Genomic DNA, 16,952 nt, shown 5'->3' with positions numbered 1-16,952 from the left:
CTCCAGGAGGGAAGTGAAGAATGACCGAAGGTCATGTAGCGCTCCGTAACGTTACGCTCGACGACAAGTACGATCTCACCAAGGACCGTGTCTTCATCACGGGCACGCAGGCGATCATCCGCATGCTGCTGATGCAGCGCGAGCGGGACCGGCTGGCGGGCCTGAACACGGCCGGGTTCGTGTCCGGATATCGCGGCTCGCCCATCGGCGGCCTGGACCAGAATCTCTGGCGGGCCCGGAAGTGGCTGGAGCAGTCGAACATCGTCTTCCAGCCAGGCCTCAACGAAGAGCTGGCCGCGACCGCCGTGTGGGGCTCGCAGCAGGCCGAGATCCGCGGCGACGGCAAGTATGACGGCGTCTTCGGCCTCTGGTACGGCAAGGGTCCGGGCGTCGACCGCTCCGGCGACGTCTTTCGCCACGCCAACATGGCCGGCTCCTCGAAGCATGGCGGCGTGCTGGCGCTCATGGGCGACGACCACACGGCGGAATCCTCCACGGTCGCGCACCAGTCCGAGTTTCACTTCGTCGATGTGATGATCCCGATCCTGAACCCGGCGGGCGTTCAGGAGATCCTCGATTACGGCCTCTACGGTTACGCCATGAGCCGCTTCTGCGGCAGCTGGACGGCGTTCAAGTGCGTGAAGGAGAACATCGAATCGACGGCCTCCGTCGACGGATCACTCGATCGCGTGAAGATCATCATGCCCGATGACTTCATGATGCCGCCCGGCGGCCTCAACATCCGCGCCCGCGATGGCGTGCTTGACCAGGAGGCGCGGCTTCAGGACTTCAAGCGCGACGCCATGCTGGCGTTCGTCCGCGCCAACAACCTCAACCGAATCGTCCTCTCCGGAGGGCGCAATCCCAAGATCGGCATCATCACGGTCGGCAAGTCCTATCTCGACGTGCGCCAGGCCATGGACGAGCTCGGCCTCGACGAGGTGAAGGCGAACGACATGGGGCTTCGCCTCTATAAGGTCGCCTGTCCCTGGCCGCTCTCGCAGCGCGAGCTTCTCGAGTTCGCGCAGGGCCTCGACAAGATCATCGTGGTGGAGGAGAAGCGCTCCCTCATCGAGGTGCAGCTGCGCGAGGAGCTTTACGGCACCGCCAACCAGCCCCTCTGCATCGGCAAGAAGGACGAGGCGGGCAACTGGCTCTTCCCGGTGAAGGGCGCGCTCGATCCCAACGACATCGCCATCGTCATCGGCGAGCGGCTTCTCGCCTACCACAACAACGACGACCTGCGCGGACGGGTCCAGCGCCTGCGCCATGCGCAGGAAGTGCTGGCTGCGACCGGCGACGTGGCGACTCGCGTGCCGCATTTCTGCTCCGGCTGCCCGCACAACAGTTCCACGAAGGTGCCCGAGGGCATGCGCGCCTATGCGGGCATCGGCTGCCACTACATGGTGCAGTGGATGGACCGCTCCACCGACGGCTTCACGCAGATGGGCGGCGAGGGTGCGAACTGGATCGGCGAGGCGCCGTTCTCCAATCGCGGCCACGTGTTCCAGAACCTCGGCGACGGCACCTACAACCATTCGGGCGTGCTGGCCCTGCGCTGGGCGACCCACACCAAGACCAACGTCACCTACAAGATCCTCTTCAACGACGCGGTCGCCATGACTGGCGGGCAGAAGCATGAGGGCGGGCTCACCGTCGACATGATCGCGCGCCAGGTGCGCGAGGAGGGCGTGGAGCGCATCGCCCTCGTTACCGACGAGCCGCACAAGTACCCGAAGTCGGTCCGCTGGCCGGAAGGCATGACGATCCACCACCGCGACGAGCTCGACGCGGTGCAGCGGGATCTCGCCCAGATCTCCGGCGTCACGGTGATGATCTACGACCAGACCTGCGCCTCCGAGAAGCGCCGCCGCCGCAAGCGGGGCGAGTTCCCGGATCCGGACAAGCGCGTCATCATCAACGAGCTCGTCTGCGAGGCCTGCGGCGATTGCTCCGTGCAGTCGAACTGTGTCGCCGTGCAGCCGGTGGAGACGGAATTCGGCCGCAAGCGGCAGATCGACCAGTCGAACTGCAACAAGGACTTCTCCTGCGTGAAGGGCTTCTGCCCGTCTTTCGTCACAGTGCACGGGGCGAAGACCAAGAAGGCGGTGCCGGAGACCGTCCCGACGGACGGCATGACGTTCAAGCCGCTCCCCGAGCCGACGATCCCCTCCATCGACCGCACCTTCAACATCATCGTGACGGGTGTGGGCGGCACGGGCGTCGTCACCATCGGTGCGATCCTCGGCATGGCGGCGCATCTCGAGGGCAAGGGCCTCGGCATGATCGACATGGCGGGCTTGGCGCAGAAGGGCGGCGCGGTCTACAGCCACGTGCGTCTGGCCAACCACCAGGACGACATCCATGCGATCCGCGTGAGCGCGGAATCGGCCCATCTGGTGCTGGGCTGCGACCTTGTGGTCACCGGCACCAAGAAGGTGCTGGCCTCCGTGAAGTCGGGACAGACCACGCTGGTGGTCAACACCGCAGAGGTGATGCCGGGTGAGTTCACGCGCAACGCTGATTTCTCGCTGCCGACGGAGCGCATCAAGCGCGCCATCAAGTCGGCTGCGGGCGCGGACGGTGCGGCCTTCGTGGACGCGACGGCGATCGCCACCGCGCTTCTCGGCAATGCGATCGCGGCCAACATGTTCATGCTGGGCTACGCCTACCAGACCGGCCGTGTGCCGCTCTCGGGCGAGGCCATCCGCAAGGCCATCGAGCTGAACGGCGAGGCCGTGAAGATGAACCTATCCGCCTTCGAGTGGGGCCGCCGCGCGGCGGCCCAGCCCGAAGTGATCGCGGGCATGATGGGCGAACTGAAGGCCCCGACGGAAGCGCGCAAGATCTCCGAGACCCTGGACGAGGTGATCGAGCGGCGCGTGGGCTTCCTCACCGAGTACCAGAGCGCGCGCTATGCCAAGCGCTACCGCAATCTCGTCGAGCGCGTGCGCACGGCGGAGATGAGGGTGTCGCCGAGCTTTACCGCGCTGACGGAGGCCGTCGCCCGCTCGCTCTTCAAGCTCATGGCCTACAAGGACGAGTACGAGGTTGCGCGCCTCTACACCAACGGCAACTTCGAGCGTCAGGTCGCCTCGACCTTCGAGGGCGAGAACCTGCGCTACGAATTCCACATGGCGCCGCCGATCCTGGCGCGGAAAGACCCGGCGACGGGCGTTCCGCGCAAGATGACCTTCGGCCCCTGGATGATGAAGGGCTTCAAGGTGCTCGCCGGCCTGAAAGGCCTGCGCGGCACCCCGCTCGACGTCTTCGGCTACACCCACGAGCGCAAGACCGAGCGCCAGCTCATCCGCGACTACGAGGCGCTCGTCGCCGAGATCGTGGAGAAGCTGAACGCGGAGAACCATGCGACGGCCGTGGGGCTCGCCTCCATCCCGCAGAAGATCCGCGGTTTCGGCCACATCAAGGAGCGGAACCTGAAGACGGCCAAGGCGGAAGAGGCCGACCTCCTCGCCCGCTTCCGCTCCCCGCAGCAACCGCTCCCGGTCGCAGCGGAGTAAGATACTCCCTGACCCCGGCCATTGGCCGGGGTCAGGCATTTCTGGAACATCGTCGTGCCGTTCGGCTTGAAGGCAGGAACGGTTCACGATGGAGAAGAGCGATGGCCGCAGCCGAGACCCGTCATCGTGCCCGGTGGTCCGGCTACTGTCTTGGATTTGCGCTCGGCGGCTTCTTCGACGGCATTCTGCTGCACCAGATCCTGCAGTGGCACCATCTTCTAAGCGCCATCAATTCCGATGATGTCCGTTTCCAGGTCGCCGCGGACGGCTACTTCCATGCTGCGATGTATGTGATTGCAGGCCTCGGCCTCTGGATGCTCGCGATATCGAGACATGTCTCCCCCCGCTTGCTGGCGGCCTGCATCCTGATCGGATTCGGCGCCTGGCATGTGGCGGACAGTTTTCTGTCGCATTGGCTCCTCGGCATTCATCGCATTCGGATGGACAGCGGCAATCCCTTGTTCTGGGATCTCTTGTGGTTTGCCGTCTTCGGCCTCGCCCCTTGGCTCCTGGGCTGGCTAATGCTGCGCAGGATCGACAGGCATGGTGACGGGATCCGGCGATCCGCCACGAAAGCCCAAGCGCTGGCGGCACTCCTAACGTTCGCGGCTGGCTTTCAGGCCATGCAGCCTCAAGAGGACGGGCTGACGGCCGTGCTGTTCGCCTCGGGAACCGGACCGGCCGGAGCCATGAGAGCCGTTTCCTCTGCCGGAGGGCAGGTGGTCTGGACGGATCCATCCGGAGAGCTCGTGGTGATCCGCCTCGCGGACGGGATGTCGGGATGGCGCCTGTTTCGCGAGGGCGCGATCCTGGTGAGCGGCGCAGGCCTGCCGCCGGGGTGCTTCAACTATCTGCGCACGTAGTCGAACCTCACCGTCGAAGCAGGATCGAGGAGCAGGTCATCCTGCCCCTCGCCGGTGAACGGAAAGACTGCCCCACGGAGCAGATTGTTCAGCCTCGAACCGCCTGGCTTACCTCGACGAAGCTCCTTGCGACCTTGGGGACATTCACCTCGTTGAGGCCCGCCACGCACATGCGGCCGGAGCCCACCAGATAAACGCCGTCCCGTTTGCGCAGGGCGGTAACCTGTTGCTCTGACAGGCCCGTGAAGCTGAACATGCCGCGTTGGTTCAGCAGGAATCCCACATCGACTTCGTTCGACAGGGCGCGAATCTCGTCGGCAAGGAGCCTGCGCACGGAGTCCATGCGGTTGCGCATGGTCTCGACCTCGCGCGTCCACTGAGCGCGCAAGTGGTCGTTGCCGAGCACTGTGGCGACGTGGAGGCCGCCGGTCATCGGCGGGCTCGAATAGCTGCGGCGCACCGCGAGCTTGAGCTGTCCGAGCACGCGCTCCGCCTCGTCCTTGTCGCGGCAGACGACGCTCAGGCCGCCGCAGCGCTCGCCATAAAGCGAAAAGTTCTTCGAGAAGGAATTGGCCACGAGGCAGCTTGCGCGCTCCGCATAGCGGCGCACGAAGGCGGCATCCTCGTGGAGGCTGGTTCCAAAGCCCTGATAGGCCATGTCGAACACCACGATGTGGCGCTTGGCCAGCAGCACCTCGGTCACGGCCATCTGTTGTCCTTCGTCGAGGTCGACGCCGGTCGGGTTATGGCAGACAGGTTGAAGGACGACGATGGAGCCATGCTCCGCCGCCTCGAGCGCCTGCACCATGCCGTTGAAATCCACGGAGCGGCCGTTGTGGTTCCAATAGGGGTAGGTCGTCGTTGTGAAGCCGGCCCGCTGGAAGAGCCCGTGGTGGTTCTCCCAGGTCGGATCGCTGACGAGGACGGTCCGGCCGGGGCAATGCTTGGCCAGGAAGTCGGCTGCGATGCCGACCGCGCCCGTTCCCCCGATGGTCTGTATCGTTGCGGTGCGCTTCTCGGCCAGGGCAGGGTGCTTCTCTCCGAAGACGAGCTTCTGCACGCCTTCACGGTAGAGAGGATGCCCTTCCATGGGCAGATAGGGCCGCTCCGCGAAGCCGATGCGCTCATAGGCGGCCCTGACCGAATCCAGGACCGGGATGCGGCCATGCTCGTCCGTGTAGACGCCGATACTGAGATTGATCTTTTCGGGCCGAGGATCGGCCTTGAAGTTGTCGTTGAGGGACAGGATCGGGTCGCCTGCGAAAGCCTCTACGCGTCCAAACAGTGATTCCGTCATTGCTGGTCTCCAAGCCTGTCGTGGCCCTGCGTCCGCGATAGCATCGCTTGCTCCCTTCGAGACCTATCCCTTCGGTCGGCGGTCCCGCAAGGCTCTTCGTGAAGCCCGCACTTTCCTTGCACAAACCTGTATTCAGGCCTCCAGCCGCCAGTCCACCGGCTCCAGGCCCTTCCCGGCGAGCCAGGCATTGGCCCGGCTGAAGGGGCGGGTCCTGCGGAAGTCGTTGAGGCGGTTGAGCGGGGAGGGGTGGCCCGACTCGATCACGAGGTGCTTGTCCCGATCCACCAGTGCGGCGCGCTTGCGGGCGGGGCCTCCCCAGAAAAGAAAGACGACGGCGGGCTGATGCTCGGAGATCGCGGAAACGGCCTGATCGACCAGGGCCGACCAGCCGAACTTCATGTGGGCTCCTGACTTTCCGGCCTCCACCGTCAGCGCCGTGTTGATGAGGAGCACGCCCTGATGCGCCCATTGGGACAGGTCGCCGGATTTCGGCATGGGCTGGCTCAGATCCTCCGCCATCTCGGCGAGAATCGTGCGCAGCGATGCGGGCAGGCGGCGCGAGCCCCGGTAGGAGAAGGCGAGCCCGTGGGAATCCCCTGGCGTCGGATAGGGGTCCTGGCCCAGCACTACCACCTTCACCTTGTCCAGGGGGGTCAGCGACATGCTGGTGAACACGGCCTCGGGGGGCGGCAGCACATGGGCGCCCGCGCCGATCGCCCCATCGACCTTCGCCGCCACCGCCTCGGCGCTGCCGTCGCGGAAGAAGGGCAGGGAGAGCCAGCCCGCCGCTTCGGGACGGGAGCGGAATTCCGCAAGGGCTTGGCTGACGGGACCTGTCATGGGTAAATGCACCTTTCCGCCGGGTTTTGCCCAATGCCGGCTAACAACATGTTTTCCCAGGCTAAGCAGCCGCCGGGCCGACGCCGAAAAAGGCGTCAAGGGATGCCCCGAAACCGACCGCTGCGGGAATCGACAGCTTGTTACTTCTGTGACACGTTGCTGGTCTAGGTTCCATGAGGCTGCCTTGTGGATCAAGCCTTTAGTGGGGAATAACGACTATGCTTCAGAGCCGCTCCTTCGCCGCGTTGCGCGCCGGCTTTCTCGGAATGTCCATGCTCCTGTCGGGCGCTGCGCTCGCCCAGGAGGCCGTGACCATCCGCTTCGTCCAGACCAACGACATCGACCGGATGAGCCCCGCGAAGGGACGCGGCGGATTTGCCAAGCTCATGACGGTGATCAAGGAGGAGCGGGCCAAGGGCAACGCCCTCTTCATCCATGCGGGCGACACGATCTCGCCCTCCCTGCTCTCGGGCTTCGACAAGGGCGCGCACATCATCGACATCCTGAACCACATGGGCGTCGACGTCATGGCGCCGGGCAACCACGAGTTCGATCTCGGCCCCGCCGCCTTCCGCGCCCGCATGGCCGAGGCCAAGTTCGACGTGCTCGCCACCAACATCGTCGACGGCAACGGGTTGCCCGCCAACACCAAGGCGGACAAGATCGTCGACGTGCAGGGCGTGAAGGTCGGCTTCTTCGGTCTGACCACCGAGGACACGCCGATCGCGTCAAGCCCCGGCGACATCAGGTTCTCCTCCACCATCGACACGGCCCGCGCCAAGGCGAAGGAGCTGCGCGGGAAGGGCGCCGACATCGTCGTCGCCATCGCCCACACGCCCCTGGAAGTGGATATGATCATCGCCCGCTCCGCCGGCGTCGACGTGATCATCGGCGGCCATGACGAGCACCTGCTCGCCTTCTACGATGGCAAGGTCGTGCTATCGGAATCCGAGTCCCAGGCCAACTTCGTCAACGTCGTCGAGCTTTCGGTGAAGAAGGCCACGAAGGACGGCAAGACCACCGTTTCCTGGTCGCCGAACTTCCGCATCATCGACACCGCCACTGTGAAGCCCGATCCCGAGATCGAGGCCGTGGTGAAGGGCTATGAGGACAAGCTCTCCAAGGAGCTCGATATCGAGATCGGCATGACCGAGACACCCCTCGACAGCCGCCGCGCGACGGTGCGCGGAGGCGAGGCGGCCATCGGCAATCTCATCACCGACGCCATGAAGGCGGCGGTGGGCGCCGACGTCGCCATCACCAATGGCGGCGGCATCCGGGCCGACAAGCAGTACAATGCGGGCCAGAAGCTGACACGTCGCGATATCCTGTCCGAAATGCCCTTCGGCAACACGACGGTGCTGCTCGAGGTCACCGGCGCGCAGATCAAGGAAGCGCTCGAGAACGGCGTCAGCCAGGTGCGCGAGCTCGGCGGCCGCTTTCCGCAGGTCTCCGGCATCACGGCCGAGGTCGACGTGAAGGAGCCCGTCGGCAGCCGCGTGAAGTCGGTCAAGATCAATGGCCAGCCCCTCGATCCGGCCAAGACCTACACGCTTGCGACCAACGACTTCGTGGCCCGCGGCGGCGACGGCTACAAGGTCTTCGCCGACGCCAAGTCGCTGATCGACGCTTCGGCCAGCCAGCTCATGGCGAGCCAAGTGATCGACTATATCAACAAGGAAGGCAAGGTCGCGCCGAAGGTCGAAGGCCGCGTCGTCCTGCGCTGATACTTGCAACGTGGTTCGAACGCCGGGGTCCTTTCGGGCCCCGGCGTTTTCTTTTGCCGAAGCAGCGCCCCGGTTGACACGTGACCTTGCGGCGCATCCAATTCGGGCCTGGAAGGCATTATCTCAGCGCGCTGCACCGGGTGCTTGGAAATGCCCCCGGCAGGTATATTCTCCCCCGGCGCTGCCATGCCATTCTCGACGCGCAGCGAAGCCCGAAGAAAAAGCGATTCGTCCTTGTTGGCCTCTCCGCGTTCAGACCTAGCGAATTCGTCGCGCAAGCGCCGCCAGTCACGCTTCCGCGGTCGGCTGACGTTCGTCATGGGCCTGTTCGGCGTCGCCTTCATCCTCATCACCTTCGGCTATATCGCCTGGGAGCAGCGCAACCGCCTGATTCAGCGCAACCTCAACGAAATCGCTGGCAATGCCTTTTTCCTCGCCGACCATATCGCCCGCCTGCTCGAGGTCACCGATCTCTCCCTGAAACAGACGGCGGCGGAGATCCAGGGGGAGAGCTGGGACCGGATCGAGAGATCGCGGCCGCTGTGGAAGCAGCTGCGCGGGATCAACGAGGCTCTGCCCTATATCGACGACGTCTGGCTCAACGACGCCACCGGCAATCTGCGCCTGACGTCGGTGGCGTTCCCCACCCCCTCCTCGAACGTCGCGGGCCGCGATGCCTTCGATGCGCAGGCCCTGGCCGATCAGGGGCTCTTCATCGGCGAGCCGATCGTCGGACGTGTCATGGGGAGGCCGACCTTCATGATCAGCCGCCGTCTGTCCGATCCGGACGGGGCTTTCGCCGGCACGGTCTCGGTCACGGTCGCCTTGTCCTACTTCGATGAATACTGGGGCAAGCTGCGTCTGCCCAAGGGCAGCCGGATCAGTCTCCTGCGCGCCAGTGACGGGGAAATCATCGCGCAGTATCCTCCGCCTGCCGACCGGTTGTCTTTCGTGCCGCTGAACGAGGATGCCTTCTATGATGCCCTGATCTTGGATGCCCGGTCCGGCATCTATTCCTTCATCGGCAACAGTGGCGAGCGCGCCGGGGCCTATCACCGGGTCGGCACGAAGCCGCTCTACATCCATGTCAGCCTGCCGGAAGACGCCTATTGGAACCAGTGGGTCGTCCAGGCGCGGCTCTACGGCGCCTTCGCGCTCATCGCCCTTCTCGCGCTGGCCGCGCTCACTGCGCTCGCATCGCAGCAATTCAAGGAACAGACGGCGACTTCCGCTCTGCTGGAGAGGGAGGTCGCTGCCCGCACGGCCGAGCTGAAGGCCGAGACGGGGGCGCTCGAAATTCTCAACCGGACCGGCAGCGCGCTCGCCGGCGAACTTGATGTCGGCCGGATCGTCCAGAACGTCACCGATGCGGGCGTCGAGCTGACGCATGCGCAGATCGGCGCGTTCTTCGTGACCACGCGGCGCAGCGAGGATGGCGTGAGTCTCGCCCTCCAGGCCCTGTCGGGTGCTTCCAGCGCCTCCTTCGCCGAGGCGGCGCAGGACCTCGACGCTGCGCCTTTCCCCGTCGAGCTTGCGAATGGAAAAGTACTGCGGTCGGAGGACATCGAAGCGGATCCGCGCTTTGCGACGGAGAGGTCTTTCGGCGCGGCGTTCCTGAGCCGCTGCCCCGCTCGAAGCTTCATGGCGGTGCCCGTGCTGTCCCGCGCGGGCGCGGTCGGCGGCGTCCTGCTCTTTGCCCATGAGCAGCCGGGGATCTTTACCGAGCGCGCCGAGCACCTGATGGCGGGCCTTGCGGCGCAGGCGGCCATCGCGCTCGAAAACGGCCGTCTTTACCAGGATGCGCAGCGCGAGATCGACGACCGCAGGCATGCCCAGAGACAGCAATCCCTCCTGATCCGCGAGCTCCATCACCGGGTCAAGAACACTCTGGCGACGGTGCAGGCCGTAGTGGGCGCGACCGCCCGCTCGACCTCCAGCATCGACGATTTCTACAAGGCCTTCGTCGGCCGCATCGTCTCGCTCGCCAACACCCATTCCCTGCTGACCGAGGCGGTCTGGCAGACCGCGTCCTTGCGCGAGATTCTCGAGAAGGAGCTCAGCCCCTACAGCGACGGAAGCGGCGAGCGGATCGTGCTCGACGGACCCATCGTGGAACTGCCTTCCGAGGCAGCGGTGCCCATCGGCATGGCGATCCACGAACTCACCACCAACGCTGCGAAATACGGCGCCCTCTCGGTCAGCACCGGACGGGTCTCCGTCACCTGGACTTCCGAGCCCGAGGCTGACGGCTACCGGCTCAGGCTCGTCTGGAGTGAAAGTGGCGGGCCTGAGGTTTCGCCACCGGAGAGGCAGGGCTTCGGCTCTCGTCTGCTCCACAGGGTCCTCGCCACGCAGCTCAGCGCCAAGGTCGATGTGGATTACCGGCCGAAAGGGCTGCAGGTCGCCATCGAGGCCGTGCTCAAGCCGACGACCCTCATCGATACGCTCTCCTGATCCCTCGTCCGGTTAAGGAACGTGTTGGCATCTCGACAACGTGACACAGGATCACGTTGGCGGAATTCATGGAAAACCCCTATTTAGAACCGCATCAATGAGCGGGATCCCGGACGGGTCCGCTGCCAAGGGGCTTTTCGATGAACGAGAGAGTGAATCTGACCGACATTCGTCAGGGCGTTCGCCCGGCGGACCATCCCGCCATCAAGACCGGGCGGATCGGGGTCCTGCTCCTCAACCTCGGCACGCCGGAGGGCACGACCTACTGGCCCATGCGCCGCTATCTAAAGGAGTTCCTCTCCGACCGGCGCGTCATCGAAACCCCGCGCCTGATCTGGTGGCCCATCCTCAACCTCATCGTGCTCACCAAGCGGCCTGGTCCCAAGGGGCGCGACTATGCCTCGATCTGGAACAACGAGCGCAACGAGGGGCCCCTCAAGACCATCACCCGCAGCCAGGCCGAGAAGCTGACGGCGGACCTGAAGGCCGTCGCCGGCGACAGGATCACGGTCGACTGGGCCATGCGCTACGGCAAGCCGGAGGTGCGCGAGCGCATCCAGGCCCTCCTCGACCAGGGCTGCGACCGCATTCTCCTCGTGCCGCTCTATCCGCAATATTCCGCCGCCACCTCGGCCACGGCCTGCGACCAGGCCTTCCGCGCGCTCATGGACATGCGTTGGCAGCCGACGATCCGCGTCTCGCCGCCCTACCACGACGACCCGGTCTATATCGACGCCTTGGTCGCTTCCATGAAGCGGGATCTGGCGAAGCTGCCCTTCGAGCCGGAGGTGATCCTCGTCTCCTTCCACGGGGTGCCGAAGGAATATCTCCTGAAGGGTGATCCCTACCATTGTCACTGCGTGAAGACCTGGCGTCTCATGCGCGAGGCTTTCGGCTGGCCGGCGGACAAGTTCCGCATGAGCTTCCAGTCCCGCTTCGGCACGGCGGAATGGCTGCAGCCCTACACGGACAAGACCGTCGAGGCGCTGGCGCAGAGCGGCGTGAAGCGCATGGCCATCGTCGCGCCCGGCTTCTCCGCCGACTGCCTGGAGACGCTGGAGGAGCTCGATGGCGAGAACCGTGAGATCTTCATGCACAATGGCGGCGAGGAGTTCGCCTATCTGCCCTGCCTCAATGACAGCGACGATGGCATGCGGGTGATCAGCAACATCGTGCGCCGCGAGCTGCAGGGCTGGCTCTGAGACTAGGCGCTAGAGGGATCGCGCGAATCCGACACGGATGCGCCGGTTCTGCCGGCCCTTGTTGTCGACCTTGAGGATTTTAACCAGGCGGGCTTGCCCGGTGGAGCGCAGATGCGTTCCGCCGCAGGCCTGCCGGTCGAGGCCTGCGATCTCCACGATCCTGACCGTCCCGTCTTCCTGCGGGGGAGGGGAGACGGTCTTGCTGCGGAACGTGCCGGGCTCGGCCTCCGCTTTCGCCCAGGGCATGGAATGGGTCCGGATTTCGTAGTCTGCGCGGATCACGTCGTTGATCGGGCCGTCCAGTTGCCGAAGCCGCTCGGCATCGCCGCCGGAGAGATCGAAATCAACCCGGAATGTGCCGTCCTCTGCCAGTTGAGCTCCCGTCAGGAGCGCTCCGTCGAAATCGCGATAGACGATGCTGTTGGCTACATGGGCGAGGGTGTGAAGCTCGCACATGAGGTGCCGGAAGTCCGGATCGACCTTGGCCAGGACGCTGCTATGCGGTTCGGCCGATCCCTCGAACTCATGCCATAGGCCGCCACTGTCGGCCTGGATGCGAGTGACCCTGATGATGCCGCCGGACCACTCGATGCTACCCTTGTCGGCCAGCTGGCCGCCGCCGCCCGGGAAGAAGGGCGAGCGGTCGAGCAGGACCGCGCCGGGATGCGCGTCCAGCACTTCTGCTGCAAGCTCGAGCACGTCAGGATGGTCCTGACAGAAGATGCGGGGCATGGTCACAGCCTTCGGTTTTCGGCTCTCTTCTCTACAGCAGAGCATTCTGGCGGCGAACCGGATTCAGTTCACCAAAAAATGCATCGTGAGCATAGCGGGCGTTTGGTGCTCCGAGAATGGATGACACATTCCCGCACTCGGAGATGCATGACTATTCTCAGGAATACTTCAAGTTGTCGTAGCTGCCGGAAGCGCATAAGCCGTTTCGCAAAAGTTGTTCAATGTATACGCAGGGTTGTAGATGCTGTGCGTTAGGAATATTGTTCTGATTTTTTACGCCGGCAAAGGATAAATGCCTAAGTAATAGAATTTACCTCAGCTTTTTGCTTATTTTGAATACTTCCAGAAAGGAACTGTTCACCTTCTCCTCGCAGATATTGATGGGCCTGGAAATGTCGCGTCAGGGGGCGCGCGCTTCCCGCGGCGATGCGGGCAGGCCATCGAAAGACAATGCAGCTTCTCAACAATCTCAAGCTCATCACAAAGTTGGCGATCCCGGTCGCAATCTTTATTGCCATCACCGTCGGACTGGTTGCTTTTGCGAAAATCGGCTTGGACGAAATGTCGGCCGACACCCAGGAATTGGTCGAGTACGATGCAGCTCGCCTGACCGGGATTCTGCAGATCAATGCTGAGGTGAACGAGGCAACCATTCAGGAAAAGAACCTGATCATGCTGTCGGCGGCCCAGCCGGACCGTATCGAGCGAACCTTCAATGTCTATCAGGAATTCAGGGCGAAGGCGCATGAGCACCTGGAAGACTTGGTTGCACTCTCGAGGAGTTCCGAGCGCCGCGCTATCAACGAGAATATCAAGGCAACGGTATCCAAGTATTTCGAGCTTATGGACAAGAGTGTCGCGCTTGCGGCTAAAGACAACGACGCCGAGGCGATCGTGATCTCTAATGGGGAAGGTCGGGACTGGCGGATTAAGGTGCGCGATATTCTGAGCGAGAACATTGTTGCGAGTGAGAAGTTGCTCGACAACGCCAAGCACGAGGCAGAAGACCTCGCCTCAAGCACCTCAACGATGCTCATCTTGTCGGGTGCAGTTGGTATTCTTATCGCCGTGGGCCTGCTCGGGGCGATTGCCCTCTATGGTGTGGTTCGCCCGCTGGGTAGCATGACCGGTTCTATGAGCCGTCTCGCCAATGGCGATCTGACGGTGAACGTGAGCGGGGCCGAGCGCAAGGACGAGGTCGGCCAATTGGCCCGTGCGCTGCAGGTGTTCAAGGACAATGCCATTGAGGCCCGCCGTCTCGCCGGCGAGCAGGAGGTCGAGAACGAGGCCAAGATGCGCCGCGCCCAGAGACTCGACCAGCTCACGAAGCAGTTCGAGGCCAATGTCTCGGCTCTGACGCAGAGCCTCTCCAGTGCGGCCACTGAGATGGAAGCCACGGCGCAGTCCATGACCGGGATCGCCGACCAGACCACGGGCCAGTCGGTGCAGGTGGCGTCTGCCGCCGAGCAGACTTCGGCCAACGTGCAGACGGTCGCCGCCGCCNCGGCGCAGTCCATGACCGGGATCGCCGACCAGACCACGGGCCAGTCGGTGCAGGTGGCGTCTGCCGCCGAGCAGACTTCGGCCAACGTGCAGACGGTCGCCGCCGCCACGGAAGAGATGTCGATCTCGATCCAGGAGATCGCTTCTCAGGTGACGCAGTCCTCCCAGATCGCCAACCAGGCGGTGGAAGGCGCCCAGCGCACCAACGTCACGGTCCAGGCCCTCGCCGAGACGGCGGAGAAGATCGGCAACGTCATCCAGCTCATCAACACCATCGCCGGCCAGACGAACCTGCTCGCGCTCAACGCCACCATCGAGGCGGCCAGGGCAGGCGAGGCCGGCAAGGGCTTCGCCGTTGTCGCGAGCGAGGTGAAGGAGCTGGCCAACCAGACCGCCAAGGCGACCGAGGAGATCGGCACGCAGATCGCCTCGGTGCAGCAGGCGACACAGGACGTGGTCGGGGCCATTCAGGAGATCGCGCAGACGATCGGCTCGATGGCTCAGATCTCGACCGGCATCGCGGCCGCCATCGAGGAGCAGGGCGCGGCCACGCGTGAAATCTCGCGCAATGTGCAGGAGGCGGCGCGCGGCACGGAAGCGGTGACCGGCAATATCGGCGAGGTTCGTCGGGGTGCAGGCGAGACCGGATCCGCCGCGGCCCAGGTTCTGGGCGCGGCCCAGGAGCTGGCGCGCCACTCCGAGGATCTCGGCCGCGAGGTCGCGAACTTCCTCTCCGGCGTCAAGGCTGCCTAAGCAATCCTGGAGATTGGAGAGCGGCCGCCGTGGATGATCCACGGCGGCCATTTTCGTTCAGACGTCAGGCAGCGCCTGCGCGAAGCAGATCGAGATAGTGGACGAGGCCCACGGGCCTGTCGTTCTCGACCACGATCAGCGCCGTGATCTTGGAGGTCTCCTGGATCTCCAGGGCCGTCGCCACGAGGTCGTCCGGCGCGATGGTGCGCGGCGTCTTCGTCATGATGGCGGAGACGGGGAGCGTGCCGAGATCGGGCCGGAGATTGCGGCGCAGGTCGCCGTCCGTGACGATGCCCGCGAGCGTCCCGTCCGGATGCGCGACGATGACCGAGCCGAAGCCCTTGCGGCCGATCTCCTCGATGGCCTCGTCCATGCGCGCCTCGATGCCGACGATGGGGAGGCGCTCGTTCTTGTGCATGATGTCCCGCACGAGCTTGAGGCGCGCGCCGAGCTTGCCGCCGGGGTGGAAGACCCGGAAATGCTCCGCCGTAAAGCCGCGTTTTTCCAGGAGCGCGATGGCGAGCGCGTCACCCAGCGCCAGCTGCATGGTGGTCGAGGTGGTGGGGGCGAGCCCGTTGGGGCAGGCCTCGTTCGCCTTGGGGAGCGCCAGGCAGATATCCGCCGCGTGGCCAAGGCTTGAGGACGCATTGGAGGTAAGCGCGATCAGGGGCACCCGGAAGCGCCTGGAATAGCCGATGATGTCGGCGAGCTCCGCAGTCTCGCCGGACCAGGACAGGGCGACGATCACGTCCTCGGCCTGCACCATGCCGAGATCGCCGTGGCTGGCTTCGGCCGGGTGGACGTAATGGGCGGGAGTTCCCGTCGAGGCGAGGGTGGCGACGATCTTGCGGGCGATGTGGCCCGACTTTCCGATCCCCGTGACGATGACCCGGCCCTGCGAGGCGGCGATGGTCTCGACCGCCGCCGTGAACAGGGCGCCGAGGCCGTTGCCGATGGCGTCCATGAGGATGGTCAGGCCATCCCGCTCGGTGGCGAGGGTCCGCAGGGCCGAGGAAACGGCCTGATCGGACGGGGAGGGGGTCGGTTGTGCGAGTGCCATGGCCGCCCTCTAGCATATCGGGGCGGCCCTGCGGAACCCTTGCCGCTCTGCTTAACTCTGCCGCAGGAAGGCCTCGAGCTCCTGCCGGAAGGCCGGGCCCAGATCCTCGCGCTCCAGGGCATAGGCGACGTTCGCCATGAGGAAACCGACCTTGGAGCCGGTGTCGTAGGTCTTGCCCCGGTACTTCATGCCGAAGAACTTCTGGTCCTTCATCAGGCGGATCATCGAGTCGGTAAGCTGGATCTCGTTGCCCGCGCCGCGCTCCTGGTTGGAGAGCAGATCGAAGATCTTGGGCTGGAGGATATAGCGGCCGGAGATGATGTAGTTCGAGGGGGCGGTGCCCTTCGGGGGCTTTTCCACCATGCCGGTGATCTCGAAGGTCTGGCCGAATTCCTGGCCCACCGAGACGATGCCGTATTGGTGCGTCTGGTCCTCCGGCACCTCCTCCACGGCGATGACGTTGCCGCCGTGCTTCTCGTAGGCCGCGATCATCTGCTCCATGGAGCCGCGGCTGAGCATGTCGGGGAGGATGACCGCGAAGGGCTCGTCGCCCACGAGTTCCCGGGCGCACCAGACCGCATGTCCGAGGCCAAGGGGCTCCTGCTGGCGGGTGAAGCTCGTCTGGCCGGCCTGGGGCTGGTCCTTGGCCAGGAGCTCCAGCTCCTTGGTCTTGCCCCGCGCCTCGAGGGTGCGGTTCAGCTCGTAGGCGATGTCGAAATGGTCCTCGATCACCGCCTTGTTGCGGCCGGTGACGAAGATGAAATGCTCGATCCCGGCGGCTCGCGCCTCGTCCACCACATGCTGGACGACGGGGCGGTCGACCACGCACAGCATCTCCTTGGGAACGGCCTTGGTGGCCGGAAGAAACCTGGTTCCAAGGCCTGCGACGGGAAGGACTGCTTTGCGGATGCGCTTCATTGAACGAGCCATGGGTCTATCGGGGTCGTGGAGGACATAGTGTGCTGGAAATCTAAGTCACGTGGGCGAAAAGGAAACCTGT

The 16,952-nt window shown here is 64.6% G+C and carries 11 protein-coding genes; 6 read left to right on the top strand and 5 right to left on the bottom strand.

Annotation, left to right across the window (positions count from 1 at the left end; translation table 11 throughout):
- The first annotated feature begins 20 nt into the window (after nucleotides 1-20).
- Both LG661_RS08400 and LG661_RS08395 read left to right on the top strand, forming a co-directional pair.
- Nucleotides 21-3,521 (top strand): indolepyruvate ferredoxin oxidoreductase family protein, encoded by a 3,501-nt coding sequence (locus LG661_RS08400; protein ID WP_230531421.1) that lies wholly within the window; start codon nucleotides 21-23, stop codon nucleotides 3,519-3,521.
- Between the two features lie 101 nt (nucleotides 3,522-3,622).
- Nucleotides 3,623-4,384 carry a DUF2243 domain-containing protein gene (locus LG661_RS08395; RefSeq protein WP_230531420.1) on the top strand — a complete coding sequence of 254 codons (762 nt, stop codon included), beginning with the start codon at nucleotides 3,623-3,625 and terminating at the stop codon, nucleotides 4,382-4,384.
- 88 nt (nucleotides 4,385-4,472) lie between these two features.
- Here the strand turns inward: LG661_RS08395 and LG661_RS08390 are convergent, their stop codons facing one another.
- Nucleotides 4,473-5,681: an amino acid aminotransferase gene (locus tag LG661_RS08390; RefSeq protein ID WP_230531419.1), complete on the bottom strand. Its 1,209-nt coding sequence runs from the start codon at nucleotides 5,679-5,681 to the stop codon at nucleotides 4,473-4,475.
- 132 nt (nucleotides 5,682-5,813) lie between these two features.
- On the bottom strand, nucleotides 5,814-6,521 hold the full coding sequence (locus LG661_RS08385) for a uracil-DNA glycosylase (RefSeq protein ID WP_230531418.1): 708 nt from the start codon (nucleotides 6,519-6,521) through the stop codon (nucleotides 5,814-5,816).
- Between the two features lie 218 nt (nucleotides 6,522-6,739).
- Here LG661_RS08385 and LG661_RS08380 point away from each other — a divergent pair, with 218 nt between their 5' ends.
- From LG661_RS08380 to hemH, 3 genes are all read left to right on the top strand, one after another.
- Entirely contained in the window at nucleotides 6,740-8,248 is a 1,509-nt protein-coding gene (locus LG661_RS08380; protein ID WP_230531417.1) for a bifunctional metallophosphatase/5'-nucleotidase, read from the top strand.
- A gap of 318 nt (nucleotides 8,249-8,566) precedes the next feature.
- Entirely contained in the window at nucleotides 8,567-10,702 is a 2,136-nt protein-coding gene (locus LG661_RS08375; protein ID WP_230531416.1) for an HWE histidine kinase domain-containing protein, read from the top strand.
- A 140-nt stretch (nucleotides 10,703-10,842) separates the two neighbouring features.
- Entirely contained in the window at nucleotides 10,843-11,904 is a 1,062-nt protein-coding gene (gene hemH / locus LG661_RS08370; RefSeq protein ID WP_230531415.1) for a ferrochelatase, read from the top strand.
- 9 nt (nucleotides 11,905-11,913) lie between these two features.
- On the opposite strand, the gene LG661_RS08365 is transcribed toward hemH, so the two are convergent.
- On the bottom strand, nucleotides 11,914-12,636 hold the full coding sequence (locus tag LG661_RS08365; RefSeq protein WP_230531414.1) for an alanyl-tRNA editing protein: 723 nt from the start codon (nucleotides 12,634-12,636) through the stop codon (nucleotides 11,914-11,916).
- Between the two features lie 450 nt (nucleotides 12,637-13,086).
- Here LG661_RS08365 and LG661_RS08360 point away from each other — a divergent pair, with 450 nt between their 5' ends.
- Nucleotides 13,087-14,892, top strand: a complete 1,806-nt coding sequence (locus LG661_RS08360) for a methyl-accepting chemotaxis protein (RefSeq protein ID WP_230531413.1) — start codon at nucleotides 13,087-13,089, stop codon at nucleotides 14,890-14,892.
- A gap of 64 nt (nucleotides 14,893-14,956) precedes the next feature.
- On the opposite strand, the gene LG661_RS08355 is transcribed toward LG661_RS08360, so the two are convergent.
- Both LG661_RS08355 and galU read right to left on the bottom strand, forming a co-directional pair.
- A complete protein-coding gene (locus LG661_RS08355; RefSeq protein ID WP_230531412.1) occupies nucleotides 14,957-15,952 on the bottom strand; it encodes a KpsF/GutQ family sugar-phosphate isomerase in 996 nt (331 codons plus the stop codon).
- Nucleotides 15,953-16,003: 51 nt separating this feature from the next.
- Entirely contained in the window at nucleotides 16,004-16,870 is an 867-nt protein-coding gene (gene galU / locus LG661_RS08350) for a UTP--glucose-1-phosphate uridylyltransferase GalU (RefSeq protein WP_230531471.1), read from the bottom strand.
- Nucleotides 16,871-16,952: the final 82 nt, after the last annotated feature.

Source organism: Microvirga roseola, from assembly GCF_020866965.1.
Lineage (GTDB): Bacteria > Pseudomonadota > Alphaproteobacteria > Rhizobiales > Beijerinckiaceae > Microvirga > Microvirga roseola.
This window is presented reverse-complemented; position numbering and strand designations above follow the sequence as displayed.

Bases quoted from the DNA above. Each gene is read 5' to 3' on its own strand.
- LG661_RS08395 (WP_230531420.1), top strand. From the start codon at position 3,623: ATGGCCGCAGCCGAGACCCGTCATCGTGCCCGGTGGTCCGGCTACTGT.
- LG661_RS08355 (WP_230531412.1), bottom strand. From the start codon at position 15,952: ATGGCACTCGCACAACCGACCCCCTCCCCGTCCGATCAGGCCGTTTCC.
- LG661_RS08375 (WP_230531416.1), top strand. From the start codon at position 8,567: ATGGGCCTGTTCGGCGTCGCCTTCATCCTCATCACCTTCGGCTATATC.
- LG661_RS08365 (WP_230531414.1), bottom strand. From the start codon at position 12,636: ATGCCCCGCATCTTCTGTCAGGACCATCCTGACGTGCTCGAGCTTGCA.
- LG661_RS08380 (WP_230531417.1), top strand. From the start codon at position 6,740: ATGCTTCAGAGCCGCTCCTTCGCCGCGTTGCGCGCCGGCTTTCTCGGA.
- LG661_RS08385 (WP_230531418.1), bottom strand. From the start codon at position 6,521: ATGACAGGTCCCGTCAGCCAAGCCCTTGCGGAATTCCGCTCCCGTCCC.
- LG661_RS08390 (WP_230531419.1), bottom strand. From the start codon at position 5,681: ATGACGGAATCACTGTTTGGACGCGTAGAGGCTTTCGCAGGCGACCCG.
- galU (WP_230531471.1), bottom strand. From the start codon at position 16,870: ATGAAGCGCATCCGCAAAGCAGTCCTTCCCGTCGCAGGCCTTGGAACC.
- LG661_RS08400 (WP_230531421.1), top strand. From the start codon at position 21: ATGACCGAAGGTCATGTAGCGCTCCGTAACGTTACGCTCGACGACAAG.
- hemH (WP_230531415.1), top strand. From the start codon at position 10,843: ATGAACGAGAGAGTGAATCTGACCGACATTCGTCAGGGCGTTCGCCCG.